The organism is Streptomyces sp. RLA012 (genome assembly GCF_056270325.1).
The window spans coordinates 3,468,771-3,494,815 of the sequence record NZ_JBWDPA010000002.1; the positions used below are offsets into that span (position 1 = coordinate 3,468,771).

General features: G+C 70.6%; 21 protein-coding genes. 4 read left to right on the forward strand and 17 right to left on the reverse strand.

Annotated features, from left to right (window positions below):
- Positions 1–78: 78 nt before the first annotated feature.
- The gene (locus tag RV986_RS15710) at positions 79–696 is read left to right on the forward strand and encodes a MarR family winged helix-turn-helix transcriptional regulator (RefSeq protein WP_475917997.1); all 618 of its coding nucleotides are present in this window, start codon (positions 79–81) and stop codon (positions 694–696) included.
- Here the strand turns inward: RV986_RS15710 and RV986_RS15715 are convergent.
- Together RV986_RS15715 and RV986_RS15720 are read right to left on the reverse strand one after the other, a co-directional pair.
- Positions 678–2,027, reverse strand: coding sequence for a hypothetical protein (locus tag RV986_RS15715; RefSeq protein WP_475917998.1), 1,350 nt, complete (start codon positions 2,025–2,027; stop codon positions 678–680). The two genes, RV986_RS15710 and RV986_RS15715, sit on opposite strands and share 19 nt — an antisense overlap.
- Positions 2,028–2,129: 102 nt before the next feature.
- Positions 2,130–5,147: a glycoside hydrolase family 3 protein gene (locus tag RV986_RS15720; RefSeq protein ID WP_475917999.1), complete on the reverse strand. Its 3,018-nt coding sequence runs from the start codon at positions 5,145–5,147 to the stop codon at positions 2,130–2,132.
- A gap of 237 nt (positions 5,148–5,384) precedes the next feature.
- Between RV986_RS15720 and RV986_RS15725 the strand changes: the two genes are divergently transcribed.
- Positions 5,385–7,247 carry a lectin gene (locus RV986_RS15725; RefSeq protein WP_475918000.1) on the forward strand — a complete coding sequence of 621 codons (1,863 nt, stop codon included), beginning with the start codon at positions 5,385–5,387 and terminating at the stop codon, positions 7,245–7,247.
- A gap of 83 nt (positions 7,248–7,330) precedes the next feature.
- Here the strand turns inward: RV986_RS15725 and cimA are convergent, their stop codons facing one another.
- The 13 genes from cimA to RV986_RS15790 all read right to left on the reverse strand — a co-directional run bounded on the left by cimA (position 7,331) and on the right by RV986_RS15790 (position 21,557).
- Positions 7,331–8,935 (reverse strand): citramalate synthase, encoded by a 1,605-nt coding sequence (gene cimA, locus RV986_RS15730; RefSeq protein ID WP_475918001.1) that lies wholly within the window; start codon positions 8,933–8,935, stop codon positions 7,331–7,333.
- A 303-nt stretch (positions 8,936–9,238) separates the two neighbouring features.
- Positions 9,239–10,525, reverse strand: coding sequence for a hypothetical protein (locus RV986_RS15735; protein ID WP_475918002.1), 1,287 nt, complete (start codon positions 10,523–10,525; stop codon positions 9,239–9,241).
- 137 nt (positions 10,526–10,662) lie between these two features.
- On the reverse strand, positions 10,663–11,325 hold the full coding sequence (locus RV986_RS15740; RefSeq protein ID WP_475918003.1) for a TolB family protein: 663 nt from the start codon (positions 11,323–11,325) through the stop codon (positions 10,663–10,665).
- Complete coding sequence (locus RV986_RS15745; RefSeq protein ID WP_475918004.1) at positions 11,247–11,795, reverse strand: hypothetical protein; 549 nt, start codon at positions 11,793–11,795, stop codon at positions 11,247–11,249. The genes RV986_RS15740 and RV986_RS15745 overlap by 79 nt, the downstream gene beginning before the upstream one ends.
- 136 nt (positions 11,796–11,931) lie before the next feature.
- Positions 11,932–12,468, reverse strand: coding sequence for a TetR/AcrR family transcriptional regulator (locus RV986_RS15750; protein ID WP_475924292.1), 537 nt, complete (start codon positions 12,466–12,468; stop codon positions 11,932–11,934).
- Between the two features lie 50 nt (positions 12,469–12,518).
- On the reverse strand, positions 12,519–12,644 hold the full coding sequence (locus RV986_RS15755; protein WP_475918005.1) for a hypothetical protein: 126 nt from the start codon (positions 12,642–12,644) through the stop codon (positions 12,519–12,521).
- Positions 12,645–12,698: 54 nt separating this feature from the next.
- Complete coding sequence (locus tag RV986_RS15760; RefSeq protein ID WP_475918006.1) at positions 12,699–13,766, reverse strand: agmatine deiminase family protein; 1,068 nt, start codon at positions 13,764–13,766, stop codon at positions 12,699–12,701.
- Positions 13,767–13,777: 11 nt separating this feature from the next.
- Positions 13,778–15,454: an urease subunit alpha gene (locus RV986_RS15765; RefSeq protein ID WP_475918007.1), complete on the reverse strand. Its 1,677-nt coding sequence runs from the start codon at positions 15,452–15,454 to the stop codon at positions 13,778–13,780.
- On the reverse strand, positions 15,451–16,161 hold the full coding sequence (gene ureA, locus RV986_RS15770) for an urease subunit gamma (protein WP_475918008.1): 711 nt from the start codon (positions 16,159–16,161) through the stop codon (positions 15,451–15,453). Before ureA ends, RV986_RS15765 begins: the two co-directional genes overlap by 4 nt.
- A gap of 157 nt (positions 16,162–16,318) precedes the next feature.
- Complete coding sequence (locus RV986_RS15775; protein ID WP_475918009.1) at positions 16,319–17,551, reverse strand: KamA family radical SAM protein; 1,233 nt, start codon at positions 17,549–17,551, stop codon at positions 16,319–16,321.
- Between the two features lie 206 nt (positions 17,552–17,757).
- Positions 17,758–18,828, reverse strand: a complete 1,071-nt coding sequence (locus RV986_RS15780) for a hypothetical protein (protein WP_475918010.1) — start codon at positions 18,826–18,828, stop codon at positions 17,758–17,760.
- A gap of 345 nt (positions 18,829–19,173) precedes the next feature.
- Complete coding sequence (locus tag RV986_RS15785; RefSeq protein WP_475918011.1) at positions 19,174–20,262, reverse strand: branched-chain amino acid aminotransferase; 1,089 nt, start codon at positions 20,260–20,262, stop codon at positions 19,174–19,176.
- Positions 20,263–20,513: 251 nt separating this feature from the next.
- The gene (locus tag RV986_RS15790) at positions 20,514–21,557 is read right to left on the reverse strand and encodes a 3-isopropylmalate dehydrogenase (RefSeq protein ID WP_475918012.1); all 1,044 of its coding nucleotides are present in this window, start codon (positions 21,555–21,557) and stop codon (positions 20,514–20,516) included.
- Between the two features lie 153 nt (positions 21,558–21,710).
- Here RV986_RS15790 and RV986_RS15795 point away from each other — a divergent pair, with 153 nt between their 5' ends.
- Complete coding sequence (locus RV986_RS15795) at positions 21,711–23,312, forward strand: purple acid phosphatase family protein (RefSeq protein WP_475918013.1); 1,602 nt, start codon at positions 21,711–21,713, stop codon at positions 23,310–23,312.
- A gap of 151 nt (positions 23,313–23,463) precedes the next feature.
- On the opposite strand, the gene RV986_RS15800 is transcribed toward RV986_RS15795, so the two are convergent.
- Together RV986_RS15800 and RV986_RS15805 are read right to left on the reverse strand one after the other, a co-directional pair.
- Entirely contained in the window at positions 23,464–23,592 is a 129-nt protein-coding gene (locus tag RV986_RS15800; RefSeq protein ID WP_095852449.1) for a hypothetical protein, read from the reverse strand.
- A gap of 326 nt (positions 23,593–23,918) precedes the next feature.
- Complete coding sequence (locus RV986_RS15805) at positions 23,919–24,818, reverse strand: LysR family transcriptional regulator (protein ID WP_475918014.1); 900 nt, start codon at positions 24,816–24,818, stop codon at positions 23,919–23,921.
- Positions 24,819–24,920: 102 nt separating this feature from the next.
- Here RV986_RS15805 and RV986_RS15810 point away from each other — a divergent pair, with 102 nt between their 5' ends.
- A complete protein-coding gene (locus RV986_RS15810; RefSeq protein ID WP_475918015.1) occupies positions 24,921–26,042 on the forward strand; it encodes an NADP-dependent oxidoreductase in 1,122 nt (373 codons plus the stop codon).
- Positions 26,043–26,045 lie beyond the last annotated feature (3 nt).

Genomic DNA, 26,045 nt, shown 5'->3' on the forward strand with positions numbered 1-26,045 from the left:
ATTTGTTTTGAGGGCACGAAGGGGATTCTATGAGCGCTTATTCTCGTGAGGTAGTACGCAGTTGCTTACCATGTCCTCATGGATCATCTCTCCCACGCCGCACAGATCCGGCGCGGCATCGTCCGGCTCAACCGGCGGCTTCGGCAGGAGCGGGGCGACGGCGCCCTCAGTCCCAATCAGCTGGGGGTGCTGGGGCATCTGCGTCGGCATGGACCCGCGACGCCCGGCGAGGTCGCGGCGGCCGAGCGGCAGCGGCCGCAGTCGCTGACCCGGGTCTTCGCCGAGCTGGAGGCGGACGGGCTGATCACGCGGGCGGCGGGCAGCGCGGACCGGCGCCAGTCCGTGCTGACGCTCACCGCGGACGGGCTGCGCGCGCTGGAGCGGGACATGACCGAGCGCGACGCCTGGCTGGCGTCGGCGCTCGGGGCGTTGAGCGAGACCGAGCGGGAGGTGCTGCGGCTGGCGGGGATGCTGATGGATCGCCTCGCCGACACGGATACCGATGCCGGGCCGCCGCTTACGAACACCGGACCGCGCACGGATACCGGATCACGTACGAACACCGGACCGCGCACGGATACCGGACCGCGCACGAACACCGGACCGCGCACGGATACCGGATCACGCACAGATACCGGGCCGCGTACGGATACCGGATCGCGTACGGATGCCGGGCTTCAGAAGCCTCCGCCGTAGTCTCCGCCGCCGCCGAAGTCGCCGCCTCCACCGCCGTCACCGAATCCGCCGCCGAAGTCTCCGGAGTCGAAGTCGGCGCCCGAGACATCGCCGCCGTCGTAGCCGGAGCCGAAGTCTCCGTAACCGGAGCCGTAGTCGGCCGCGTAGGAGGGGGTGGCCATCATGCTGCCGAGCACCGTGCCGACGAGGAGGCCGGGCAGCAGACCGCCGCCGAAGTAGCCGCCCGCCCAGGGGCCGTAGGCCGGGCCCGCGTCCCAGTACGGGCGGCGGCCGTAGTCGGTGTCGACCTCGCGGATCGCCGGGTCGCGGCCGTCCGCCAGGCGGGCCCGGTCCGCCGCGCAGACCGGGACCTCGCGCGGGCCGCCGCCGACCGGCGTCCAGACCGCGTCGGCGACCGACGGGCCGTGCCGCGGGTCGAAGAAGCAGGGGGCGCGCCGTTCGGGCAGGGGCTTGCTCTCGCGGCGGGCGGCCAGGAGCGCGAGGGAGAAGCGGCCGTCCTCCAGGGCCTGGGTGACGGCGCGTACGTCCTCCGGACGCCGGGCCGCGGCCATGGACGACTTCGCCTGTTCGTACGAGTCCAGCGCGCGTTCGTAGTCCGCGCGCATCGCGTCGTCGGCGCCGGGCTCCGCCGGGTGGAAGTCCAGCCGGTCCAGTTCCTCGCCGAAGGCCGTGATGTCCTCGTCGACCACGACCCGGAGCTTGTCCAGTGCTTTCTGTTGTTCCTGGGCCCTGCGGCGGCGGTTGCGGCGTACGAGCGTGTACGCGCCCGCGCCGCCGACCACGACCACCGCGCCCAGCGCGATCAGGGCGCCCGTGGAGACGCCGTCGCCCGAGCCGGTGCCCCAGCTCTTGGGAGCCGAGCCGTTGATGTTGGTGAGGGCGCGGTCCGTGAAGTCGTTCAGCTGGGTCTTAGCGGGTTCGCCCTGGACGCTGGTGACGAGGTTCTGCACGGCGGTGCGGGGCAGGACGGCGGCGTCGGCGCGGGCGTCGAAGCGGGTGCCGAGCCTGATCGCGTACAGGCCGGTGACGCCGGTGTCGGTGCGGAGGTTCTGGAAGAGGTTCTGGGTGGGGAAGTCCGCGGGGAGGACGGCCACGAAGACCGGCTTGTTCGCGTTCTTGATCTTCTGGGCCAGGGCGTCGGCGTCCGCCTGGGAGAGTTGGGCGGAGGCAGCCGGGTCCACGTAGACCGGGCTCTTGCGGAGGGCCGCCGCCACTGTCCCCACGTCTGTGGCCGCGTGCGCGGGGGGTGCGGCGAGGCAGAGGGCCGCGAGAGCGGCGAGCATCAGCGCGATCAGCAGTCCGGGGAGTCCTCGGATCAGTCCGGCCTTCATGTCTTCGAAGCTACCCGAACATGGATCGAACTGAGCATTGATGCTGGTGGGGGCCGAGGGACCGGGGGCGGGAAGCCCCCGGTCGCCGTCGGGCCGGGGCCGTCACGTCGCGTGGTAGGCCTTCGTCAGTTCGGTCACCGCCTTCGCGTAGTGGCCGGTCAGCAGGAGGTGGTCGGCGTCGGCGAAGGGTTTGGCGGTCGCGGGGGTGATGGCCTGGCCGATCCGCTGCTGGACCAGCAGCCGGGCCTTGGTCACGGCCGCGCGGCCGATCTCGTCCGCGCCGGTCCGGTCCGCGGTCGCGGCCAGCAGGGCGAGGGTGCGCAGGGTCGCCGTGCCGCCGTCGGGGACCTTGGTCAGCGTCGTCAGGCCCCAGCCGTAGGGGAACTGGGGATCGTACGCCGTGTCACCGACGTTGATCGGGAGTTGGGCCTCCGACCTGGGCCAGGTGACGGGGAGCCGGCCGGTGAAGGCCCGCTTTCCGTACAGCACGTCCGCGACGCCGTCGCCCTCCGTGCCCGGCAGCCAGGAGGCGACGAGGGAGTCGATCTCACCCAGGCGGTCGGCGAGGAGCTGTGGGCGGCCGGAGACCACCAGGACCGCGCACTGCATGGCGGCGCACACCTTGTCCACCGCGGCCTTGTCTGCGGCGGTCAGTTCCAGGTCGTTGCCGTTTCCGACGTCTCCGACGCCCTCGGCGTACGGGGTCTCGCCCACGACGACCACTCCCACGTCGTAGCCGGACGTCGGGGCCGAGGCGTCCTTCGAGTAGGTGACGTCACCGCCGGCGCGCCGCATTCCCTCAAGGATCGTCGTCCCGTCCGTGTGCTTCCCCGAGGCGCCCTGCCAGGTGATCGTCCAGCCGCCGGTCTGGTTGCCGAGGTCGTCGGCGTTCGAACCGGCCACGTACACCTTCTGGGTCTTCTTCAGGGGCAGTACGCCGTCCGCGTTCTTCAGCAGGACCTGGGACTTGGCCGCCGCCTCGCGGGCGACCGCCCGGTGCCCGGCGGAGCCGATCTGCGCCGCGCCGCTGGTGTCCGCGTACGGCTTCTCGAAGAGGCCCAGCCGGAATTTCTGGGTGAGGATGCGCGATACGGCGTCGTTCACCCGCGCCTCACCGACCCGCCCCGCCCGTACCTCGTCGATCAGGGTGGTACGGAAGTCCTTGTAGGCGTACGGGACCATGATCATGTCCAGGCCCGCGTTGACGGACGTACGGACGTCGGACGCGTAGTCGCCGGGGATCTGGTCGATGGCCTGCCAGTCGCTGATGACGAAGCCGTCGAAGCCCATCCGGTCCTTGAGCACGCCGTTGATCATGTCCGCGCGGGCGTGCATCTTCACCGGCCCCCGGCCGTCGCCGAGGACGTCGAGGGAGGAGTAGGACGGCATGACCGTGCCGATACCGCGGTCGACCGCCGTCTGGTACGGGGCCAGGTGCACGGCCTCCAGCTGCTGCCGGGTGACCTTCGTGACGCCCTGGTCGATGGTGTACGAGCCCGTCGTGGACGAGCCGTACTCGGTGCCGCCGTCGCCGACGAAGTGCTTGGCCGTGGCCAGTACCTTGTCGTCGTTCTTCAGGTCCTTGCCGTTGGCGGCGCCCTGCAGGCCCTGGATCACCGTCTCCATGGACTCGACCAGCGCCGGATCCTCGCCGAAGGACTCGTACGAGCGGCCCCAGCGGTCGTCACGGGTGACGCAGAGGCAGGGGGCGAAGTCCCACGGGATGCCGGTGGCGCGGACCTCCGCCGCCGTCACCGCGCCGGTGCGCTCGGCGAGCCGGGGGTCACGGGTCGCTCCGATGCCGATGTTGTGCGGCATGATCGTCGCCCCGGTGAGGTTGTTGTGGCCGTGCACCGCGTCCACACCGTAGATCAGCGGGATCTGGAACCGCGTCGCCTGCGCCCGGAGCTGGAAGGCGTCGATCATCTTCGCCCAGCCCTCGGGGGTGTTGGGCGTCGGGGTCGAGCCACCGCCGGAGAGGAGCGAGCCGAGGTCGTACGTCGCGATGTCGCCCTGCGCGGTGAGCGCGCCGCGCTCGGCCTGGGTCATCTGCCCGGCCTTCTCCTCCAGGGACATGCGGGACACGAGGTCGGCGACCCGTTTGCGTACGGGGAGCTTCGGGTCCAGGTACGGCAGGCCGTGGGCGTCGATGACGATCTGCGGGGTCTCGGCGGGGGCCTTCGCGCCGGTGACCGTGAGTTTGAGGGGGATCGTCTCGGCCGGTTCCGCGGACTTGTCGCGCAGCGTCGGGACCCGGACGGTGCGGGTGGTGCCGGAGGTCGTGCCCGCCGGGAAGGTGATCTCGCCCTTGACCGGCGTGTAGTCCTTGCCGGGCTCGGCGGTGCCGCCCGCGCTCTCGTACGCGACGGTCACGGGTTCGTCGATCGGGCCGGCTCCGGTGGTGGCGACGGAGAGACGCACCGAAGCCGTCGCGCCCTCCTTCGCCGGATAGACGGCGGAGTCGGTGGTGACGGAGGCGCGCAGGGCCTGGTCGGCCTTGCCGTACAACTCGACGTCGTCCATGGCGAACCGGCCGTCGACGCCGACCGGGAGCGTCACCGCGTAGCCCCACATCTGGGTGAGGCCGAGGATCTGGTCGATGCCGCCGACGGGCTGGTAGTCCGTGCGGTAGGCGAAGTCGGTGAAGGGGATCTCGATCTGTTTCCAGCCGGTGAAGTCGTCCGTGAAGGACGTCGTCCACAGCTCGGAGGCCTCGCCGTTGGCGCCGCCGTCCTTGATCTCGAAGTTGACCTTCTTGGCGTTGTCCTGGCCGTCCCACCAGAATCGGACGCCTTTGTGGGCCGACCAGTCGTGGGCGGGCCGGTCGAAGGCGAAGTCGTGGGTGAAGCCGCCGTAGCCGCTGATGTTGTACGTACCCGTGAGGACCTGGGTGCCCTCGGGGGCGTCGGGGCGGGTGGTCAGGGCGAGCGCGGGTGGGTCGTCGGCGTCGCCGCCCCAGGTGAAGAGGCCGTCGGCGGGCGGGTTCGCGAAGGGCACCTCGCCCTCGAAGCGGTCGACCGGGACGGGGGCCGGATCGTCCGTGCCGGCCGCTTGTGCGGACGCCAGCGGGAGCAGTGCCGTGAGCAAGGTGGCGGAGGCGAGCAGGGCCGTTCTTCGCATGGACCTTCCCTCTACTCTCATGGTCCTCTCATGACTTAGATTACGGCGTGAGTTAACTGGCGGCCCGGGAAACCGTCAAGACTTCACGTCAGGACTGGTGCGGCCCCGACTCCCGTCCGGATCAGGGGCGTTGATCCTTCAAATTCTGAACGCGCACCCCCTTGACGCGTATACGAAGCCGTCATTTACTCACGCCTCGCACGCCTCTCATCCCCCACCTCCAGAAGGCGGCGTTCCATGAAGAGATACAGAAGAGCGGCCGGGCTGTTCCTCGCCGGGTTGCTCACCGCGGCCGGTTTCACGGCGGCGACTCCCGCGCAGGCCGCCGGTGAGCAGGTCACCGCCTGGCTCACCACGACGGACGACGACGGCGGGCGCCATGTCGTGCGCGGGCTGCAGGCCCAGACACCGTTCGCCTTCCAGGCCGGCACCGGCGGCAGCGGCGAGAACATCACCGTCGACGAGAACACCCGCTACCAGACCTTCACCGGCGGCGGCGCGTCCTTCACGGACACCGCGGCCTGGCTGATGAACAGCAGCGGGGCGCTGTCGGGGACCACTCGGGACGCGACGATGCGCAAGCTGTTCTCGCCGACGGACGGGATCGGGCTGTCCTTCCTGCGCAATCCGATGGGTGCGTCCGATCTCGCCCGGTACGGGTACACGTACGACGACGTGCCCGCCGGGCAGACGGACCCGTCCCTCTCCTCGTTCTCGATCGCGCACGATCTGGCCGATGTGGTGCCGCTGACCAAGCAGGCGCTGCAGCTCAATCCCTCGCTGACCGTGATGGCCTCGCCGTGGACGGCGCCGGCCTGGATGAAGGACAGCGGGCAGCTCAACGGCGGCTGGCTGAAGGCGGAGGACTACGCGGCGTACGCCTCGTACTTCGTGAAGTACCTCCAGGCGTACCGGGACCAAGGAGTGCCGGTCTCGTACGTCACCGCGCAGAACGAGCCGACGTGCTGCTCGGGGTATCCGTCGATGAGCTGGAACGCGTCGGGGCTCGCGTACTTCACCAAGAGTGAGCTGCTGCCGAAGCTGCAGGCCGCGGGGCTCTCCACGAAGGTGCTGGCGCACGACTGGAACTGGGACGTGTACGACTCGTACGCCGCCCAGACCGTCGACGACGCGGCCGTGCGCGCGCATCCGAACTTCGGGGGGATCGCCTGGCACGGGTACGGCGGGGACGTGGGCAAGCAGACGAGCGTGCACAACCAGTACCCGGGGGTGGACGCCTTCGGTACCGAGCACTCCGGTGGCACCTGGATCGCCAATCAGCAGCGCGAGGACATGTTCAACATCGTCGACTACACACGCAACTGGGCGAAGTCGGTGACGAAGTGGTCGCTGGCCGTGGACCAGAACCGGGGGCCGCACAACGGCGGGTGCGGGACCTGTTCCGGGCTGATCACCGTCCACAACGGGGACGGTGCGAGTGGGCAGGTCGACTACACGATCGAGTACTACACGATGGGGCATCTGACGAAGTTCGTGCGGCCCGGGGCTCAGCGGGTCGCCTCCACGGCGAGTGCGTCGGTGCCGAACGTGGCGTGGCGGAATCCTGACGGTTCGAAGGCGCTGATCGCCTACAACGACGCGTCGGCGGCGAAGACCGTGACCATCAACTGGGGCTCGCAGCACGCGACGTACTCGCTGCCCGGCAAGACCTCGGCCACCTTCACCTGGTCCGGTACGCAGGCGGGTGGGGGTACGCAGTCGGGGGCCTTCGTCGGGCTCGCGGGCAAGTGCCTCGATGTGGCGGGGGGTTCGTCGACGAACGGTACGGCGGTTCAGCTGTACGACTGCAACAGCTCGACCGCTCAGCGGTGGACGGTGACCGGGGACGGTTCGATCCAGGCGTTGGGCAAGTGTCTGGATGTCGTGTCGGCTTCCACGGCCGACGGTGCGAAGGTTCAGCTCTACGACTGCAATGGGACCGGAGCGCAGCGGTGGTCGTACAACGCTTCGACGGGCGACGTGGTCAACACGGCGGCCGGCAAGTGTCTTGATGTGACGGACAACTCGGCCGCGAACGGGGCGCGGGCTCAGCTGTGGTCCTGCACGGGGGCGGCCAACCAGAAGTGGGCACTGCGGTAGGCAGAGCACGGCCGGCCCCCGGGGAGGGGACGGGCAGGGGGCGGGAACGCCCGAAGCCCGCCCCTCCCCTGGCCCCGGGTCGACTACTCCGCCGGTTCCACCCCGGCCCGCAGCAAGCCGTACGTGTACGCGTCCTCCAGCGCCTGCCAGGACGCGGCGATCACGTTCTCCGCGACGCCGACCGTGGACCACTCGCCCGCACCGTCGGAGGTGGAGATCAGGACGCGGGTGGTGGACTGGGTGCCGTGCTTGCCTTCGAGGATGCGGACCTTGTAGTCGACCAGTTCCAGCTTGGCGAGCTGGGGATAGATCTTTTCCAGCGCCACCCGCAGGGCACGGTCCAGGGCGTTCACCGGACCGTTGCCCTCCGCCGTGGCGACGATGCGCTCGCCCTTGGCGAAGAGCTTGACGGTGGCTTCGTTGGCGTGGGTGCCGTCGGGGCGGTCCTCGACGATCGCGCGCCAGGACTCGACCCGGAAGTACTTGCGGGCCCGGCCCTCGGCCTCCGCGCGGAGGAGCAGTTCGAAGGACGCGTCGGCGGCCTCGTACGTGTAGCCCTTGAGCTCGCGCTCCTTGACCCGCTCGACGACCCGGCCGACCAGCTCGCGGTCCCCGCTGATGTCGACGCCGAGTTCCTTGCCCTTGAGCTCGATCGACGCGCGGCCCGCCATGTCGGAGACCAGCATCCGCATGGTGTTGCCGACCTGCTCGGGGTCGATGTGCTGGTAGAGGTCGGGGTCGACCTTGATCGCTGAGGCGTGCAGGCCGGCCTTGTGCGCGAAGGCGGAGACACCGACGTACGGCTGGTGCGTGGAAGGGGTGAGGTTCACGACCTCGGCGATCGCGTGCGAGATGCGGGTCATCTCGCGCAGGGCGCCCTCGGGCAGGACCTTCTTGCCGTACTTCAGTTCCAGGGCCGCCACCACCGGGAACAGGTTCGAGTTGCCGACCCGCTCGCCGTAGCCGTTCGCCGTGCACTGGACGTGGGTCGCGCCCGCGTCGACCGCGGCGAGGGTGTTGGCGACCGCGCAGCCCGTGTCGTCCTGGGCGTGCATGCCGAGCCGGGCGCCGGTGTCGGCGAGGACCGTGGCGACGACCGCCTGGACCTGGGCGGGGAGCATGCCGCCGTTGGTGTCGCAGAGCACGACCACGTCGGCGCCGGCCTCGGAGGCGGCGCGGACCACGGCCTTCGCGTACTCGGGGTTCGCACGGTAGCCGTCGAAGAAGTGCTCGCAGTCGACGAAGACCCGGCGGCCCTGCTCACGCAGGTACGAGACCGTGTCGCGGACCATCTCCAGGTTCTCGTCGAGGGTGGTGCGCAGGGCCAGCTCGACATGCCGGTCGTGGGACTTGGCGACGAGGGTGATCACCTGGGCGCCGGAGTCCAGGAGCGCCTTGACCTGCGGGTCCTCCGACGCCTTGCCGCCCGCCCGGCGTGTCGCGCCGAAGGCCACCAGCTGCGCGTGCTGGAAGTCGATCTCCTGCTGGGCGCGGGCGAAGAACTCGGTGTCGCGCGGGTTGGCCCCGGGCCAGCCGCCTTCGATGAAGCCCACTCCGAAGTCGTCCAGGTGCCGTGCGATGGCCAGCTTGTCCGCCACGGTGAGGTTGATGCCCTCACGCTGCGCGCCGTCACGCAGGGTCGTGTCGAAGACGTGGAACGAATCGTCGAGCTCGCTGGTTTCGGTCATGGTGTTCGGCTCCTGATGTCGGATCTCGGTCTGTACCGGAATGACCGGCTCCACCGTCCTCCAATGATCCCTCGCGCTCCTCTCCCGGCTTGAGGTGGGCCAGGAAAACGAAAAACCTCTCGCGGGTGCGAGAGGTCTGCGCGCGGGTCGAGGACGACGATGCCCGCCCGTACGTGGTGGTACGTGGCGGTCACTGCGGACCGGCGCGCCTGCTGCCAATAATCATGGCGAACGAGAGCACGGGGGCAGTCTGGCACATACCGCCCCCGTGCTCACGGGGTGTCTCAGGATGCGAGCGGTGGGCTACTCCGCGCGGGTTCGGTTCAGGTGGCGGACGAACCCGTCGGCGTGCCCGTTGGTGTCGCCGGGGACGAGCTGCGCCGAGGAGGAGAGGAAGGCGACCGCCCCGCCGTTCGCGCTGAGGGACGAGGGAAGGGAGAAGCCGTCGGTAGCCGCTCCTCCCCCGGTGGCGACGGTGGCGAGCCGGGTGTCTCCGGTACGCAGATCCCGTACGTAGATGTTGTCGACGAGGTCGCCGCTCGGGGTCGGCACGGCGAAGAGGTACGCCACGTACCGCCCGTCGGGGCTGAGCCGGGCGCCGCCGAAGCCGACCTGGCCCGGACCGTCGTGGTCGATGCGCCGGGTGGTGTCGGTGCTCAGGTCCCGTACGAAGATCCGGGTGCTGTTGCCGGGCGTGGACGGGACGAGGTCGTCGGCCGAGCTGTGGAAGGCGATACGGCGGCCGTCCGCGGAGAGCGACATGCCGCCGGCCTCGCCGGTCGAGGGCGCGCCGGCCGGTGTGAGGTCCGCCTGCTCCTCGGTGCCGGTGCGCCGGTCGGCCACCCAGATCTCACTGCGCCCGCCGCGCGGGTGGCGCTGCGTGTACGCCACGTACCGCCCGTCCGCGCTGATCTCGACGTCGAAGGTGCTCCACTCCGGCTGGGTGTGGTTGCTGATCCGCTGGACCTTGCCGGTGCGGCGGTCGGTCACGTACGCGGCGAGGCCGAGGCTCGTCTGCCCCGGCTCCACCCGGTTCACGGGGGCGTTGAAGGCGACGTACCGGCCGTCGTACGAGATCGCGACGCTGCCGTACACCTGGGCCGTGCCGCCGTCCGCGCCGGTGCTCACCCGCTCGGTGCGGCCGGTGCGACGGTCGTGGACGTACACGTCCTCCCCCTTCTGCCGGCCGTCGTCCCAGTGCACGAGGTTCGAGGCGGCGGAGGCGAAGGCGACGTACCGGCCGTCTCCGCTGATCGTCAGGTTGTTCGTCGATCCGTCGGCCTGCGCCCCGTCCGTGGCGACGCTGACCCGTTCCAGGGTCCCCTTGCGCAGATCGCGTACGAAGGCGTCCGCGGCGTGGTTGGTGTCGCCGGGCACCAGGGTGGAGCCCAACGAGGCGAACGCGGCGTAGCGGCCGTCGGCACTGAGCGACGGGCCGCCCGAGTCGCCGTTCGACTGCGCCCCGGTGGCGGACACGGTGACCCGCTCGGTGTGCGGGCCCCCGGGGGCGGCGTGCGCCGAGGTTCCCGTCAGCGCCACGGTGGCGGCGACCAGGGCTGCGGCGAGGGCGGTGCGAGTGCTGGCGTACAAGTTCTGTTCCCCCTGCTGGTGATGGATGTGCACGGTGATCTGTGATCGGTGATCGGTGATGCCGGACGGTCGGTCAGGCCGTACGGCGAGTGGTGCCGGATGGTCAGTGGTGCCGGATGATCAGCGGTGCCCGATGATCAGCGGCTCTGGCCGTGGCCGTGGCGAAGGACGCCGATGAACACGTCCGCCACCCCGTTGGTGTCTCCCGGCACCAGGGCGCCGACCGGCTGGGTGCGGCCGGTGCGCAGGTCGCGGACGTACGCCAGGGTGTCCTGGGGCGGCTGCGCGGGCCAGAGCCGCTGGGTCTCTCCGGTCACACGGTCGTAGACGTACGGCATCGGGCACCGGTTGCCACTGGAGTACCCGACGGAGTGACCCTTCGCACTGATGACCGGGCGGTGGGTGTGGAGCTGGGTGTCCGGGACCCGCCGCAGCGCGCCGGTCCGCGGGTCCTTCACATAGACGCAGGTGAATCCGCCCGTCGCGCGGTCGGCGGCGAGCCGGCCCCCGGCCGCGGCGGTGCTCAGCCGTGCCGTGCGCACGTCCGCCGCTGCCGGCGCGGCCACGAAGACGTCGCTGACACCGTTCGTGTCACCGGGGACCAGATTCGTGGCGGTGGCGGAGAAGGCGACCCGGCCGCCGCCCATCGACACCGTGCCCGCCGCGCCGTTCGCCCCGGTGCCGTCAGCCGCGACGCTCACCCGTTCGACGGCTCCCGTCGTCAGGTTCTTGACGAAGACGTCCGCGACGCCGTCGGTGTCCCCGCGGACGAGGTTGTCGGCGGCCGAGACGAAGGCCAAGCGATGTAGCGGCCGTTGGCGCTGATCGACGGGGAGTACGCGCCGGCCGGGGAGTCGTCGATCCGCTTCCGCTCGCCCGTACGGAGGTCGATCAGGAAGACATTGATGTGGTGGCTGCCCCATTCGGTGACCGCGGCGTAGTGGCCGTCCGCGCTCAGGGCCGGTGTTCCCAGGGCGGCCTCGATCTTCGTGACCTTGCCGGACCGCAGGTCACGTATGTACGAGTAGGTGGCCGGATGGCTGACCCCCTCGGGTACGAGGTTGGTCGCCGAGGAGCGGAAGGCGACGTAGCGGCCGTTCGGGGTGACCCCGGCTCTCCCGGAGGCGCCGTCGGCCTGGGTGCCGTCGGCGGCGGTGCTGATCCGCTCGATGCGTGGTGTGTGCGGGGCCGCACCGGCGCTCGGGACGGCGGCTCCCATGAGCCCGAGCACCAGTGCGACTCCTAAGGACACACGGGTAGCGATGGACATGATTTCCCCCCGGAATCCTGTCGTCCCCCGGTCCCGTACCAGGGGCTCACCCGGATGCAACCGCACCACACACTCCGGGTCAATGCGTTCGATTACGTACAACCCGGACGAATGATCGACCGTCCGCGCACGCCGCTCACCCCAGCGATTCGTCCAGGAATTGCCTTACGTGGTGCAGGACCTGCCGCCGGTCGGTGCCGCGCAGCCCGATCGCCACATGAATGGAGAACCCGTCGAGGAGGGCCCGCAGCCGCGCCGCGAACCGGTCCGGGTCGACGGCCCGGAACTCACCGCGCGAGACACCCTCGGCGATCAGCGCCACCAGGTCGCGGTGCCAGGCGCCCTCGATGGCGACCTGACGCTCACGGGCGTCCTCGTCGGCGTTCTGCGAGCGGTTCCAGACCTCCAGCCAGAGCGTCCAGTGCGGGTCGCGGTGACCGTCGGGGACGTACAGGTCGACGTACGCGTCGAGCCGCTCACGAGCCGTGACCGGTCGCGTCAGCAACCGGCCGCGCTCGGCCCCGAGCCGCCCCTCGCTCCACTCCAGCGTCCGCAGCAGCAGTTCGTCCTTGGAGTGGAAGTAGTAGAGGAGATGACCGCTGCTCATCCCGACCTCGCGGCCGAGCGCCGCCATGGTGAGCTTCTCCAGGCCACGCTCGGCGATCATGTCCATGGCCGCGGCGAGGACGTCCTCACGGGGCGGGGCGGTGTTGCGGCGCCTGGTCACGAGCCGGCCTCCACGCCCTCCACCACCACGCGGACGGTGTTCGGTACGAGCCGTCGGGCGGGCTCGGTCGGCCGTCGCCCGTGTGCGAGGCGGAGCAGCGCGTTCACCCGTACGTTCTCCACTCCCCGTAGCGATCCTTTCAGCAGCAATCCTTTCAGCGGTCCCCCGAGCCCGTCTCAGACCCTCGGCTGCTGCTGGGTGACGCAGTGGATACCGCCGCCTCCGGCAAAGATCGTACGTGCGTCCACCAGCGTCACCGTCCGCTCCGGGAAAAGCCGCCGGAAGATCCCCGCCGCGAGCTCGTCGCGCGGGTCGTCGAAGCCGCAGAGCACCACGCCGCCGTTGCAGAGGTAGTGGTTGATGTAGGAGTAGTCGGCCCAGTGGCCGTCGGCCTCCAAGGCGGTCGGGGCCTGGACCTCGACGACCTCCAGCCGGCGGCCCCGCGCGTCGGTCCCCGCCTTGAGCAGGCCGATGACCTCCTGCGTCACCTCGTGGTCCGGGTGCGCCGGATCCGGCTGGGAGTGCGCGACCACGACCCCCGGGCGGGCGAACGCGGCCACGATGTCGACATGGCCGAGCGTGCCGAAGCCGTTGGGGGTCCCCCCACGCCCTTGAGGCAGTGGGGGAGGATAGTCGCCGGTCAGCCCGCGCGGCAGCCAGATCGCCTTGCGGGTGCCGAGGTGGGCGTGGATCTCCGCCTCCACCCGCTCGCGCGTCCAGCCGGGGTTGCGTTCGGGGCCGAGCTGCACGGTCTCGGTGAGCAGCACGGTCCCCTCGCCGTCGACGTGGATCGCGCCGCCCTCGTTGACCAGCTTCGAGGCGTACGTCTTCGCCCCCGCGAGGTCCGAGACATACGCGCCGATCCTGGCGTCGTGCTCCCAGCGGGCCCAGTGCTGGGCGCCCCAGCCGTTGAACGTCCAGTCCACGGAGGCCAGTCCGCCCTTCCCGTCGATGAGGAAGGTGGGGCCGATGTCGCGCATCCAGGCGTCGTCGAGTTCGCGTTCGACGGTGTCGACGTCCGGGCCGAGCAGCCCCCGCGCCGCGGCCGACTGCCCGGGCCCGCACACGACCGTCACCGGCTCGAACCGGCGGATCGCGCGCGCCACCGCCGCCCAGGCCGTCCGCGCCTCCGCGAGGTCGTCCGGGTTGTCGAAGGTGGGGTTGGGGCCCGGCCACGCCATCCAGGTGCGCTCGTGCGGGGTCCACTCGGCGGGCATCCGGAAACCGTCGGCGGCAGGGGTCATGACGTGCACCTTCAGAGGAAGTAGAGGCGGTTGAGGGAGACCGAGTCGGCGGGCTCGGAGCGCAGCGGGTCGCCGTCCAGGGTGACCAGGCCGGTGCGCGGGTCGACGTCGACCGATCCCGTACGGGAGTTGAGGCGCAGGTCGGCCGGGCCGATCCCGCGGGTGCCGCGCACGGCGACTCTGCGCCGCCGGGTCGGCAGGCCGTCGTTGCCCTGGTCGAGTGCGGCGCGCGCGACGAAGGCCACCGAGATCTCGGCGGGCGTCGCTCCGTGCGCCCCGAACTGCGGCCCCAGGACGAGGGGTTCGCAGGTGTCGGTGGCGGCGTTCGGGTCGCCGACGACGCCGTACGCCGGGAAGCCGGACTTGAGGACGAGCTGCGGCTTGGCGCCGAAGAACTCCGGGCGCCACAGGACGATGTCGGCGAGCTTGCCGACCTCGATCGAGCCGACCTCGTGGGCGAGTCCGTGGGCGATGGCGGGGTTGATGGTGAGCTTGGCCAGGTAGCGCAGGACGCGCTCGTTGTCGTGGTCCACGTCCGCCGGGGCGCCGCGCTCGGCCTTCATCTTTCCGGCCATCGCGAAGGTGCGGCGTACGGTCTCGCCCGCGCGGCCCATGCCCTGGGCGTCCGAGGAGGTGATGCCGATGGCGCCCAGATCGTGCAGCACGTCCTCGGCGCCCATGGTCCCGGCGCGGATCCGGTCGCGGGCCATGGCCGCGTCGCCGGGCAGATCGGTCTTCAGGTCGTGGACGGAGACGATCATGCCGTAGTGCTCGGCGACCGCGTCCCGGCCGAAGGGCAGGGTGGGGTTGGTGGAGGAGCCTATGACGTTCGGGACCCCCGCCATTTTCAGCACGTTCGGTACATGGCCGCCGCCGCAGCCCTCGATGTGGAAGGCGTGGATGGTCCGGCCTTCGAGGACGCGCAGGGTGTCCTCGACCGACAGGCATTCGTTCAGCCCGTCGCTGTGCAGGGCGACCTGGACGTCGTGTTCCTCGGCGACGCGCAGCGCGGTGTCGAGGGCGCGGGTGTGGGCGCCCATGTCCTCGTGCACCTTGAAGCCGCTCGCGCCGCCCTCGGCCAGGGCTTCGACGAGGGGCGCCGCGTCGGAGGACGAACCCCGGCCCAGGAAGCCGATGTTGACCGGCCAGGCGTCGAAGGCGTTGAAGGCGTGCCGCAGCGCCCAGGGCGAGTTGACGCCGACGCCCCACACCGGCCCGAACTCCTGGCCGATGATCGTGGTCACGCCGGAGGCGAGCGAGGCCTCCATGATGCGCGGTGACAACAGATGGACATGGGTGTCGACGGCTCCGGCGGTGGCGATGAGCCCCTCGCCCGAGACGATCGACGTCCCCGTACCGACCACCACATCCACCCCGTCGAGGGTGTCGGGGTTCCCGGCCCGCCCGATCGAGTGGATCCGCCCCTCACGAATGCCGATGGAGACCTTCCGGATCCCCAGCGCCGCGTCGATCACCACGACGTTGCTGATGACGACGTCACAGGTCTCACGGACCGCGGCGGCCTTGAGGTGCAGCCCGTCCCGAGCGGTCTTGCCGAACCCGGCGAGGAACTCGTCCCCGTACCGCTGGGCGTCGGACTCCACACGGATCGTCAGCCCCGAGTCACCGAGCCGGACGCGGTCGCCCGCGCGGGGGCCGTGGGTGGCGGCGTACTCGTACGGATTCACAACGGCCCGCCTTCCCCGGCTTCCCGGGTTTCCCCGGCTCCGAGGTAGCCGCAGGCGGCGGCCCTGTGCAGGGCCTCTTCTCGGGCTCCGGGGGCGTCCAGCGGGCCGTCGACCAGTCCCGCGAAGCCGATCGCGATCCGCTCGCCCCCGATCGGCAGCAGCCCCACCTCGGCGCTCTCCCCCGGCCCGAACCGGACCGACGACCCCGCGGGGACCGCGAGCCGCATCCCGTACGCCGCCGCCCGTGCGAAGTCGAGCCGCGGGTTGGCCTCGAAGAAATGGAAGTGCGAGGTCACCGAGACCGGCACGGCGGCGGTGTTGGTGACCGTCAGCCGCACGACCGGCTCGGGCTCGACGTGCGCCGGCCCCGGCAGCAGCGCGCCCGGCGCCTGTTCCCCCAGCCCTCCTCCGAGGGGGTCGCTGACGACCGCGAGCCGGGAGCCGTCGTCGAAGACCGCCTCGACGTGCACCTCGGTGACGATGTCGGCGACGCCCGGCAGCACGTCGTCCGGGCCGAGCACCGCCCGCGCCGCCGCGATCGCCTCGGCGAGCCGGCGCCCGTCCCGGGCCGCCTCGCAGACGGTGTCGGCGATGACGGCGGTCGCCTCGGGGACGTTCAGCCTGAGGCCCCTGGCCCGGCGGGCACGGGCCAGCTCGGCGGCCCCGAAGAGCAGCAGCCGGTCACGTTCCGTTGGGGTCAGTCTCACGTCGCGACACCTCCTTGCCCTCACACGATTAGAGCATCACTCTAACCAGGGCATGCAGGAGCTACCAGCATTGAGCCGGCATTGAGGTCCGGGGTGCGTCCAACGTCACCCGTCACATTGAACAGCGTTTCAAAATCCGGCGGGAGGGGTCCTCGGCTCAGCCCGTCTCCAGGCCGGGCAGGAACCGACTCGCGCCGAACGCGGGTTTCAGGTCGCTGAACCAGGTGGCGTCCTCGTCGTACGCGGCGAAGAACGGCCGGCCCACGAGCTCCGGGTCGCGGGCCTGGATGAGGTGCAGCACGAAGACCCGCTCGCCGCCCACCTCCGCCGTGCCGTCCACGCACACCTTGCCGGGCATCGCCGACATGACCGGGCCCCGCACGGTCCGTGCGAGGCCCGAGACCTGGGCGTAGGCGTCGCGGAAGATCTGGTGGCCGCGGGCCAGCGGCACCCCGAAGTAGCCCTGCGGACCGGTGTCCCGCTCCACGAACTGGTAGTACGGCACGGCGCCCAGCGCGGTCGTCTCGTTCCACAGCTCGGCCCACGCCTCGGCGCTGTCGTTGATGCCCTTGACCAGCGGCCCCTGACAGCGGATCACGGCGCCTGTGTCGCGCACCCGGCGCATCGCCTCGCGCACGACCGGGGGCCGCAGTTCCTGGGGATGGGTGAAATGGGCCATCAGGGCGAGGGTGCGGCCGCTCGCGACGACCTTCTCGAACAGGCGCAGCAGTTCGTCGGCGTCGCGGTCGGTGAGCAAGCGGTACGGCCAGAAGGCGAGCGCCTTGGTGCCGATACGGATCGACCGGATCGAGTCGATCTCCAGGAGCGGTTCGACGTAGCGGCGCAGCACCTCGGTGCTCATCACGAGCGGGTCCCCGCCGGTGATGAGCGCGCTGGTGACCTCCGGGTGCGCCCGCAGATAGGCGGAGGTGGTTTCGATGTCGTCGGTGGCGATGCGCAGGTCGGACTCGCCGACGAACTGGGGCCAGCGGAAGCAGTAGGTGCAGTAGGCGTGGCAGGTCTGGCCCTGGCGCGGGAAGATCAGCACGGTTTCCGGGTACTTGTGCTGGAGACCGGTGAGGCGCCGGCCCTCGTACACGGGGACGTTGGCGTCGAGCTGGCCCGAGGGGTGCGGGTTGAGCCGCATGCGGATCTCGTGGGCCGCGCGCAGGATGTCGGCCTTCGGAGCCTCCTGGGCGAGCAGGTCCGCCATCTGCTTGAGGTCGGGCTCGGGCAACATCTCGGCCTGCGGGAACGTCAGCCGGAAGATCGGGTCGTCGGGCACCGCCGCCCAGTCGATCAACTCGTCGACCACATAGGCGTTCGTACGGAACGGCAGGACCGCCGCCACGGCCCGCAGGGCGAGCCGCTCGGTGGGCGACAGGGGCACGCGCCGCAGCAGGCCGTCCAGGTCACGGGGCGTGAAGGCGCGGAAACGGGGGCTCGGGTGCGGAGACCGGGGGCTCGCGTCCGGAGAGCCGGGGCTCGTGCGCGGTGAACTTGGGCCCGGCTGCGAAGAGCTGGGGCCCGGCTGCGGAGAGCTTTGGCTTGCGTGATGAGCGGGGTGGAGCGCTGAACTCATGTGTGCCGGGGCCTCTATTCCCTGACCAGGACCGGCGGCCGCAACTCGACGAAGGCGGCCGCCGACGCATCGTACTTCTCCGCGAAGCGCTGCATGAGCAGCCGGTGCAGCTCGCTCTCGTCGTCCACGACGATCAGCTCGTGCGCACCCGACCCGCTCAGGGCCTCGCTGTAGGCGGAGAGTTGGTCGAGGCGGTGACGTGCCATGTACGACACGAGGTCGTGCCCGGCGATGTAGAGACAGTCGTCCACATGGACGAAGCGGCAGCTGAACTCCCGGCGGCCGTCGGTCGCGTCGACCAGGGTCACCGGCAGATGGGTGAACCGTTCCATCGGCTTGCTCTGCTGCCACAGCTCGTCGAAGCGCTGTTCGACGAACGCGCCGAGCGGGGAGCGGACGGCGACCTCCAGCTGGACTCCCTCGCCGGAGAGGCGGCCGACGGTGAGGAAGGAGACCAGGGAACGCTCGTCCCAGCGGTAGAGGGTCACGCCGGGGGACGTGGAGCAGAGGCGTACTTCGAGGAGCTGGCGGGAGTTCTCGTCGAGCCGGAGCGCGAACCGGTCCAGGGTCCGCAGGTTGCGCATGATGTCACGGCGGATGTCGGCGCTCCGCTCGCCCAGCTCGCGGCCGCGCAGGATCACCGCGAGGGAGTCCGGGTCGAGGAGCAGGATCTGCACCCGGGCCCCGTGCCCGGTGGCCGCCTTGATGCCGCGGAAGAGGCGCTCGGAGAACTGCGGGCCGAAGACGTTGGAGAAGGTGTCGAGGACCTTCACGTTCGAGGTCGAGCCGTAGACCTGGGCGCTGAACCATTCGTAGTCCAGCCGGGTGTGTTCGCGGACCCGGCCCTCCTGGGCGCGGCTGATCAGCGGGCCGATCACGAAGACGGTGACGACGACGCCGACGATGTCGGTGCCGAGGTTGAGGGTCAGGTTCTCCTCGTAGTTGTCCATCCGCGAGCTGCTCCACAGGAGGAACCCGGCGGCAGCGGCGAGCAGGAGGAGGACGGTGAGGCTCTGGGGGCGGCGCGGAGTACGCAAGGTACGCAGCAGCCAGCGCAGTCGTGGTATCGGCGACCCTGCGCTCACCTGCGCTCCCTCCGTGTCCGTGCGGGCGCACGGGAGGGCACGCTCCCCCGTGGAATCAGTGAAATACCCGCCCCGGGGTGACGCTACGCGTCGAACCAACTCCCGGTCCCCGCACACCTGTCGGGAACCGGCGACCGGCGGAACGCGGGGGTCCCGCCCCGGCAGGAACGACTCCATCCCGAGCTCCGAGCCCCGAGCGCGCCCCGGTCCGGGCGCGCCACGGACCCCGACCCAAGCGCCAAAGACCCCCGGGGCCAAGGGCCCCCGGCGCCGAGGACCCCCCGCCCTGCTGCCGGTGTCCCCGGCAGAGGGCAGGGGGACCCGGCCCCGAGGATGTCGTCGGTGCTAGCCCAGCGGGTGCATCCAGCTGTGCTTGTCCTCGCTGACACCGCGCTGGATGTCGAGAAGCGCCTCGCGCAGTTTCAGGGTGACCTCGCCGGGCTCGCCGGCGGACTGCTGCCATTCGGCGCCGGTGCGCTTGACGGTGCCGACGGGGGTGATGACCGCCGCCGTACCGCAGGCGAAGACCTCGGTCAGGGTGCCGTTCTCCGCATCGCGCTGCCACTGGTCGATGGAGACGCGGCCCTCCTCGGAGGTGTAGCCGAGGTCGCGGGCGACGGTGAGGAGGGAGTCGCGGGTGACGCCCTCCAGGATGGAGCCCGTGAGGGACGGGGTGACGATCCTGTCCCCGTACACGAAGTACAGGTTCATGCCGCCGAGTTCCTCGATCCACTGGTGCTCGACCGCGTCGAGATAGCAGACCTGGTCGCAGCCCTTCGCCGCGGCCTCGGCCTGCGCGAGCAGCGAGGCCGCGTAGTTGCCGCCGGTCTTGGCGTCGCCCATGCCGCCGGGCACGGCGCGCACGCGGTCCTCGGAGAGCCAGATCGACACCGGCTTCACGCCGCCCGCGAAGTACGCGCCCGCGGGGGAGGCGATGACGAGGAAGAGGTACTCGTTGGCGGGCTTCACACCCAGGCCGACCTCGGTCGCGATCATGAACGGGCGTAGATAGAGGGACTCCTCGCCACCGTGGGCGGGGACCCAGGCGCGGTCCTGCTGGACCAGCACGTCACAGGCCTCGATGAACGTCTCCACCGGCAGCTCCGGCATGCCGAGCCGGCGGGCGGAGGCCTGGAAGCGCCTGGCGTTCTTGTCCGGGCGGAAGGTGGCGACGGACCCGTCGGGCTGGCGGTAGGCCTTGAGGCCCTCGAAGATCTCCTGCGCGTAGTGGAGGGTCATGTTCGCCGGGTCGAGGGAGAGCGGGCCGTACGGAACGAGCTGGCCGTCGTGCCAGCCGCGGCCCTCGGTCCACTTGATCGTCACCATGTGATCGGTGAAGTGGCGGCCGAACCCGGGGTTGGCGAGAATCCCCTCGCGCTCCGCCGCGCTGCGCGGCTGCGAAGAGGGCTTGAGCTCGATCGTGGGCGTCGTCATGTGGTTGTCCTTCACCGGTTGTGTGTGACGGGCCGCGCTCACGCCTGTACTGCCAGTGGCCAGTGCTAGGACGTCCGAGCATTCCCTCATTCCGCGGCTCCGCGTTCGATTATCCCGCGCGCGGAGCCATGGACGAAAACGGTGTGAATGCGGCCCAGGGCTTGATGGTGGCACCCGGTGAGGGCATAAGAAAAGCCGCCGGGTGCTCATGCGACCCGGCGGCTCCTACGGAAGGTAAGTGGCGCGGCGGGTCAGCCGGCTACTCGTACGGCGAGCGCGTCGCCGATCTCCGCGGTGCTGCGGGCGGGCCCGCCGACGCGCTCCGCGAGGTCGGCGGAGACGGCGTCCTCGATGCGCGCGGCCTCGGCCTCGTAGCCGAGGTGACGCAGCAGCAGGGCGACGGACAGGACGGTGGCGCTGGGGTCGGCCTTGCCCTGGCCCGCGATGTCCGGGGCCGAGCCGTGCACGGGCTCGAACATCGAGGGGAACTCGCCGGAGGGGTTGATGTTCCCGCTCGCGGCGACGCCGATGCCGCCGGAGACGGCCGCGGCGAGGTCGGTGATGATGTCGCCGAAGAGGTTGTCGGTGACGATCACGTCGAAGCGGGCCGGGTCCGTGACGAGGTAGATCGTCGCGGCGTCCACGTGGATGTAGTCCGTGGTGACCTCGGGGAACTCCTCGGCCACCTTGTTGAAGACGTTCGTCCAGAGGTGGCCCGCGAAGGTCAGCACGTTGTTCTTGTGAACCAGCGTCAGCTTCTTGCGGGGGCGGGCCTGGGCACGGGCGAAGGCGTCACGGACGACGCGCTCGACACCGAAGGCCGTGTTGACGGAGACCTCGGTGGCGACCTCGTGCTCGGTGCCCTTGCGGATGGTGCCGCCGTTGCCCGTGTACGGGCCCTCGGTGCCCTCGCGGACCACGACGAAGTCGATCTCCGGCTGGCCGGCCAGCGGGGTGGCGACACCCGGAAGGAGCTTCGACGGACGCAGGTTGACGTGGTGGTCGAAGGCGAAGCGGAGCTTGAGCAGGAAGCCGCGCTCCAGGACGCCGGAGGGGACCGAGGGATCACCGATCGCGCCGAGCAGGATCGCGTCGTGCTGCTTCAGGGCGTCCAGGTCGGCCTCGGTGAGGGTCTCACCGGTGGCGTGGTAGCGCTTGGCCCCGAAGTCGAACTCCTTGGTCTCCAGCTTCACATCCTGCGGAAGGACGGCGGAGAGCACCTTCAGCCCCTGGGCCACGACCTCCTGGCCGATGCCGTCACCGGGAATCACTGCGAGATTGATGCTGCGAGACATGAAGGCACCGTACTCCCTGTCCCATGGGATGACACGACCTGTCCGCCATCCGGACAGCGCTGGAGTGTCGCGGAGGTTCGCACAGTGTTTTCGTCGGCTCGCGTTCACCCGTACGTATGCCGGACGTTGGGGCTTGCTGGGAAGTTCACCTTCATGGACACCCCTGACGTCGGCATTCCGGAGCACCTCGCCCGTCGGATGAGCATGGCCGAGCAGTACGAGTACCTGCGCACAAAGCTCTCCCGGCGCCGCGCGCTGGTGACGGCGGGCGCGTTCGCGGGCGGCGGACTGCTGGCCGGCTGTTCCTCCTCGCCCTCTTCCTCGGCCACGACGTCCACGACGTCCGCAACGTCCGCGACATCGCCCGCCTCGAAGGCGAACCCGGCCACCGGACAGGCGCACGGCTCCGTCGTCACCCCCTTCGGCCGCCATCTCGCCTTCGGCGCCGACCCGAAGACCCAGATGCGGATCTCCTGGCAGGTGCCGCTCGCGGTGAAGAAACCATTCGTCCGGGTGGGTCTGCACCCCGGCCAGCTGAGCCGGAAGATCGAGGCCGAGGTCCGCGATCTGCACACCCCGGGAGTGCAGGGCGTACGGCTGGCACTCGACCAGTACTACCTGCACGCGGCCCTGGACGGCCTGCGGCCCGACACGACGTACTACTACGGCGTCGGGCACGACGGCTTCGACCCGGCCTCCCCGCGGCGCAGTTCGACGATCGGCTCCTTCCGTACGGCACCGGCGAGCCCGCGGCGGTTCACGTTCACCGCCTTCGGCGACCAGGGCGTCAGCGAGGCCGCGCTCGCCAACGACCAGGTGCTGCTGCGCCAGAAGCCCGCCTTCCACCTCCACGCGGGTGACATCTGTTACGCGGACGGGTCCGGCCACGGCGAGAAGACGGACGGGTTCGACCCGGGGTACTGGGACCTGTTCCTCAAGCAGACCGAGCCGGTGGCGAAGTCGGTGCCGTGGATGGTGACGACCGGCAACCACGACATGGAGGCCTGGTACTCACCGGACGGCTACGGCGGCCAGGCGGCCCGTTTCTCGCTCCCGGACAGCGGCTTCGATCCGCGGACGGCGCCGGGCGCGTACTCCTTCACGTACGGCAATGTCGGCGTCGTGGCCCTGGACGCGAACGACGTCTCGTACGAGATTCCCGCGAACCTGGGGTACACGGGCGGCAAGCAGACGAAGTGGCTGGACGGGAAGCTGCGCGAGCTGCGCTCCTCGGCCTCGGTGGACTTCGTCGTGGTCTTCTTCCACCACTGCGCGTACTCGACGTCCACGCACGCGTCCGACGGCGGGGTGCGCGCGGAGTGGCTGCCGCTGTTCGCGAAGCACCAGGTGGACCTGGTGATCAACGGCCACAACCACGTCTACGAGCGGACCGACGCCATCAAGAACGGCGCGGTGGGGCGGCCGGTGCCGGTCGGCGGCTCGACGGACCCGACCCGGGACGGGATCGTGTACGTCACCGCGGGCGGCGGCGGCCGCGACCTGTACGGCTTTCCGCCGGGCGTGCGGAACAGCTACGAGGGGCAGGTCGTCGACCGCGAGTCCGTGGACAGCTTCCACTGGACCAGGTCGCAGAACCAGCAGCGGGAGACCGTGACGTGGTCCCGGGTGCGCTATGCCGGCTTCTCCTTCCTCTCGGTGGAGGCGGAGGCGGGCACGACTCCCCGGCTCAAGGTGTCGGCGCTCGCGGAGAGCGGCAGGCGCATCGACCACTTCGAGGTGCGACGCAGCCGCTGAGCACAACGGGGGCGACGCAGCCACTGAACACTTCGAGGTGCGGCACGGCGGCTCAGCACTCCGAGGTGCGGCGCGGGTCCTGAGCGGTGGGGCTCAGGACCGCGCCGCACCCCGTGCGGGTGCGGCTCCCGGTATATGGGGGGCGGACGGGTCAGTGACCCGTCTCGCCGCCGTTGTCCCTGCGGTCGAGGGCGCGCTGGAGCGCGGCGGCCGCGTTCTTGCGGTCGGACTCGCTCGAACGGGAAACGTGACGGACTCGGCGGACGGTCGTCTCGGCCATGAGGAATCGACTCCTTGCCTCCGGAAACGGCCCGGAACGGACCACCGGAAGTGCTCTGGGGGAGGGATACGAGACGCCGGATGGGGCGGGTGAGCGGTGCCGCAGGGGTTGCCTGCCAGGGGCTCCGGCTCACGACCGCCATTCGCTTGGTCTAGCGAGACGTTCGGCTCCTACAAAACTAAGTGAGGACCGGGCATCTGTCTCCACAATTACTCGGACTTCCTACTATCTGAGACGGTGGATCGGGGCACACCGGTCTGAGCTGGGACAACTGTTCGCGCGGCATCGCCCCCCTCAAGCCTTCCGCGGACGCGGCCGTCAGGCCTTCAGGCCTTCCGTGGATGCAGCGCCCTGAGTTCCCTGATCAGCGCCCGGACCGCGACCGTCGTCGCGAGTTCGGGTGTGGTGACGTAGCCGACGGAGCGGGTCGGGCGCTCCGGTCCGAGATCGGTGATCTCGGTGGTGAGCGGTGCTCTCGTCAGGGAGAGCGCGGGCATGATGGCCATTCCGAGACCGCTGCTCACCATCGAGAGCACCGCTCCGTCGTCCTCTGCACGGACCGTGGCGCACGGAATCCAGTCCTGCGCCGCCCACCAGGTCCGCGTGTAGGAGGAGCAGTTCTCGCTCCAGTCGACCAGCGGGAGCGCGCGCGGGTCCGGATGCCCGACGGGGTGCACCAGGGCGTACGGCTCCTCCAGGAGTACGTCGCCGATCAGTTCCGGCGGCACGGGTGCGCTCGTGCCGAGCGTGGCGATCCCGACGTCCGCCCGTCCCTCGGCCACCTCTCCCGCCGTCCCGGGCCCGACCTCCCGTACGACCCGCACCGTCGGCTCGATTCCGGGGTGCCGGGCCGCCAGGCCTTCCAGCGCGGGCGGCAGCAGATGGAGGGCCGCGCTGCGGAAGGCGGCGATGCGCAGCGGTCCGGTGACGGTGTCGCCGCCGTCCGGGCCCGCCCCGACCCCCCGTGCCTCCGCCGCGAGGGTGTCCAGCATGCGCAGCACCCGCCGGGCGTGCGCCACCGCCCGCTCTCCCGCGGGGGTGGGGCGAGCCCCCGTCCGGCCGCGCTCGAACAGCACGACGCCCACCTTGCGTTCGATGCCGCGCACCGCGTGGGAGACCGCCGACTGCGTCGTGCCCAGCGTGACAGCCGCCGCCGAGAAGCCGCGCTCGCGGGCCACGGCCACCAGGGTCCGCAGTTCCTGCGGGGCGAGGTCGGCTGTCGTCATCGGCGCTCCCACCTGGTGCCATGAGGACGGCTCATGGATGCCGTCGTTCCATGAGCGCAACCCTCTGCCCGGGTGCCGCATTCCTGCCTACGGTCGCTGTCCATGAGCAACATGAACGACACGAACGGCACGAACGGCACAAACGACATCAATAACACGAAGCGCATGAACCACACGAACCACACGAACCACACGACCGCCGTGACCGAGAACACAGTGACCGATGCGGGCGGCCCCGCGCTCACCGTGCAGCAGACCCTCCGTCCGACCGGCTTCCCCACCGCCGACCACTTCCGGTTCGTCGAGTCGCCCGTGCCGGCGCCCGCTCCGGGCACGGCCCTCGTCGAGAACCTCTACTGGTCCGTCGACCCGTACCACCGCGAACTGATGGACGGCGGCTTCGAGTTGAACTCCCCGCTGGAGGGCCGCACGCTCGGCCGGGTGGTCGCGTCCCGGAACGCGGCGCTCCCGGAGGGCGAGATCGTCTTCCACCGCAAGGGCTGGCGCACCCACGCCGTCGTACGCCCCGACGAGACCAGACGGCTCCCGCACCACGAGGGTGTCCCGCTCTCGGCGTATCTGAGCCTCCTCGGCGGTACCGGCCTGACCGCGTACGTCGGTCTCACCCGCATCGCCCGCCTCCGCGCGGGGGACGACCTGTTCGTCTCGTCGGCCGCGGGCGGGGTCGGTACGGCCACCGGGCGCTTCGCCCGGCTGCTGGGCGCCGGGCGGCTCGTGGGCAGCGCGGGCACGCCGGAGAAGGTGGCCCACCTGAAGGAGCGGGTCGGGTACGACGAGGCCTTCGACTATCACGCCGGGCCCGTCGCGGAGCTGCTGGCGAAGGCCGCGCCCGACGGCATCGACGTGTTCGTGGACAACGTCGGCGGCGATCACCTCGGCGCGGCGATCGGCGCGCTGCGCGAGTACGGCCGGGTGGTGCGGGTCGGCACGATCGGCCAGTACAACACCCCGGACGCGCCGCCGGTGTTCTTCCCACACGCCGATGTCGTCGAGAAGAGCCTGCGCGTCGAGGGCTTCCTCGTGAAGAACCACCCCGACGTGCAGGAGGAGTTGTACGAGTTCGCCGTACCGCATCTGCTCAGCGGGCGGCTCGCGCTCGACGAGACGGTCGTCGAGGGCTTCGGGCGGATCGTGGAGGCGTTCCTGTCGATGCTGCGGGGCGGCAACACCGGCAAGATGATCGTCAAGAGCACGTCTTCTTGAACC

What these genes read in the sequence shown, in the direction of transcription:
- RV986_RS15710 (WP_475917997.1), top strand. Translation starts at nt 79, where the DNA reads ATGGATCATCTCTCCCACGCCGCACAGATCCGGCGCGGCATCGTCCGG.
- RV986_RS15715 (WP_475917998.1), bottom strand. Translation starts at nt 2,027, where the DNA reads ATGAAGGCCGGACTGATCCGAGGACTCCCCGGACTGCTGATCGCGCTG.
- RV986_RS15720 (WP_475917999.1), bottom strand. Translation starts at nt 5,147, where the DNA reads ATGCGAAGAACGGCCCTGCTCGCCTCCGCCACCTTGCTCACGGCACTG.
- RV986_RS15725 (WP_475918000.1), top strand. Translation starts at nt 5,385, where the DNA reads ATGAAGAGATACAGAAGAGCGGCCGGGCTGTTCCTCGCCGGGTTGCTC.
- cimA (WP_475918001.1), bottom strand. Translation starts at nt 8,935, where the DNA reads ATGACCGAAACCAGCGAGCTCGACGATTCGTTCCACGTCTTCGACACG.
- RV986_RS15745 (WP_475918004.1), bottom strand. Translation starts at nt 11,795, where the DNA reads ATGTCCATCGCTACCCGTGTGTCCTTAGGAGTCGCACTGGTGCTCGGG.
- RV986_RS15750 (WP_475924292.1), bottom strand. Translation starts at nt 12,468, where the DNA reads ATGGACATGATCGCCGAGCGTGGCCTGGAGAAGCTCACCATGGCGGCG.
- RV986_RS15760 (WP_475918006.1), bottom strand. Translation starts at nt 13,766, where the DNA reads ATGACCCCTGCCGCCGACGGTTTCCGGATGCCCGCCGAGTGGACCCCG.
- RV986_RS15785 (WP_475918011.1), bottom strand. Translation starts at nt 20,262, where the DNA reads ATGACGACGCCCACGATCGAGCTCAAGCCCTCTTCGCAGCCGCGCAGC.
- RV986_RS15790 (WP_475918012.1), bottom strand. Translation starts at nt 21,557, where the DNA reads ATGTCTCGCAGCATCAATCTCGCAGTGATTCCCGGTGACGGCATCGGC.
- RV986_RS15795 (WP_475918013.1), top strand. Translation starts at nt 21,711, where the DNA reads ATGGACACCCCTGACGTCGGCATTCCGGAGCACCTCGCCCGTCGGATG.
- RV986_RS15800 (WP_095852449.1), bottom strand. Translation starts at nt 23,592, where the DNA reads ATGGCCGAGACGACCGTCCGCCGAGTCCGTCACGTTTCCCGTTCGAGC.
- RV986_RS15805 (WP_475918014.1), bottom strand. Translation starts at nt 24,818, where the DNA reads ATGACGACAGCCGACCTCGCCCCGCAGGAACTGCGGACCCTGGTGGCC.
- RV986_RS15810 (WP_475918015.1), top strand. Translation starts at nt 24,921, where the DNA reads ATGAGCAACATGAACGACACGAACGGCACGAACGGCACAAACGACATC.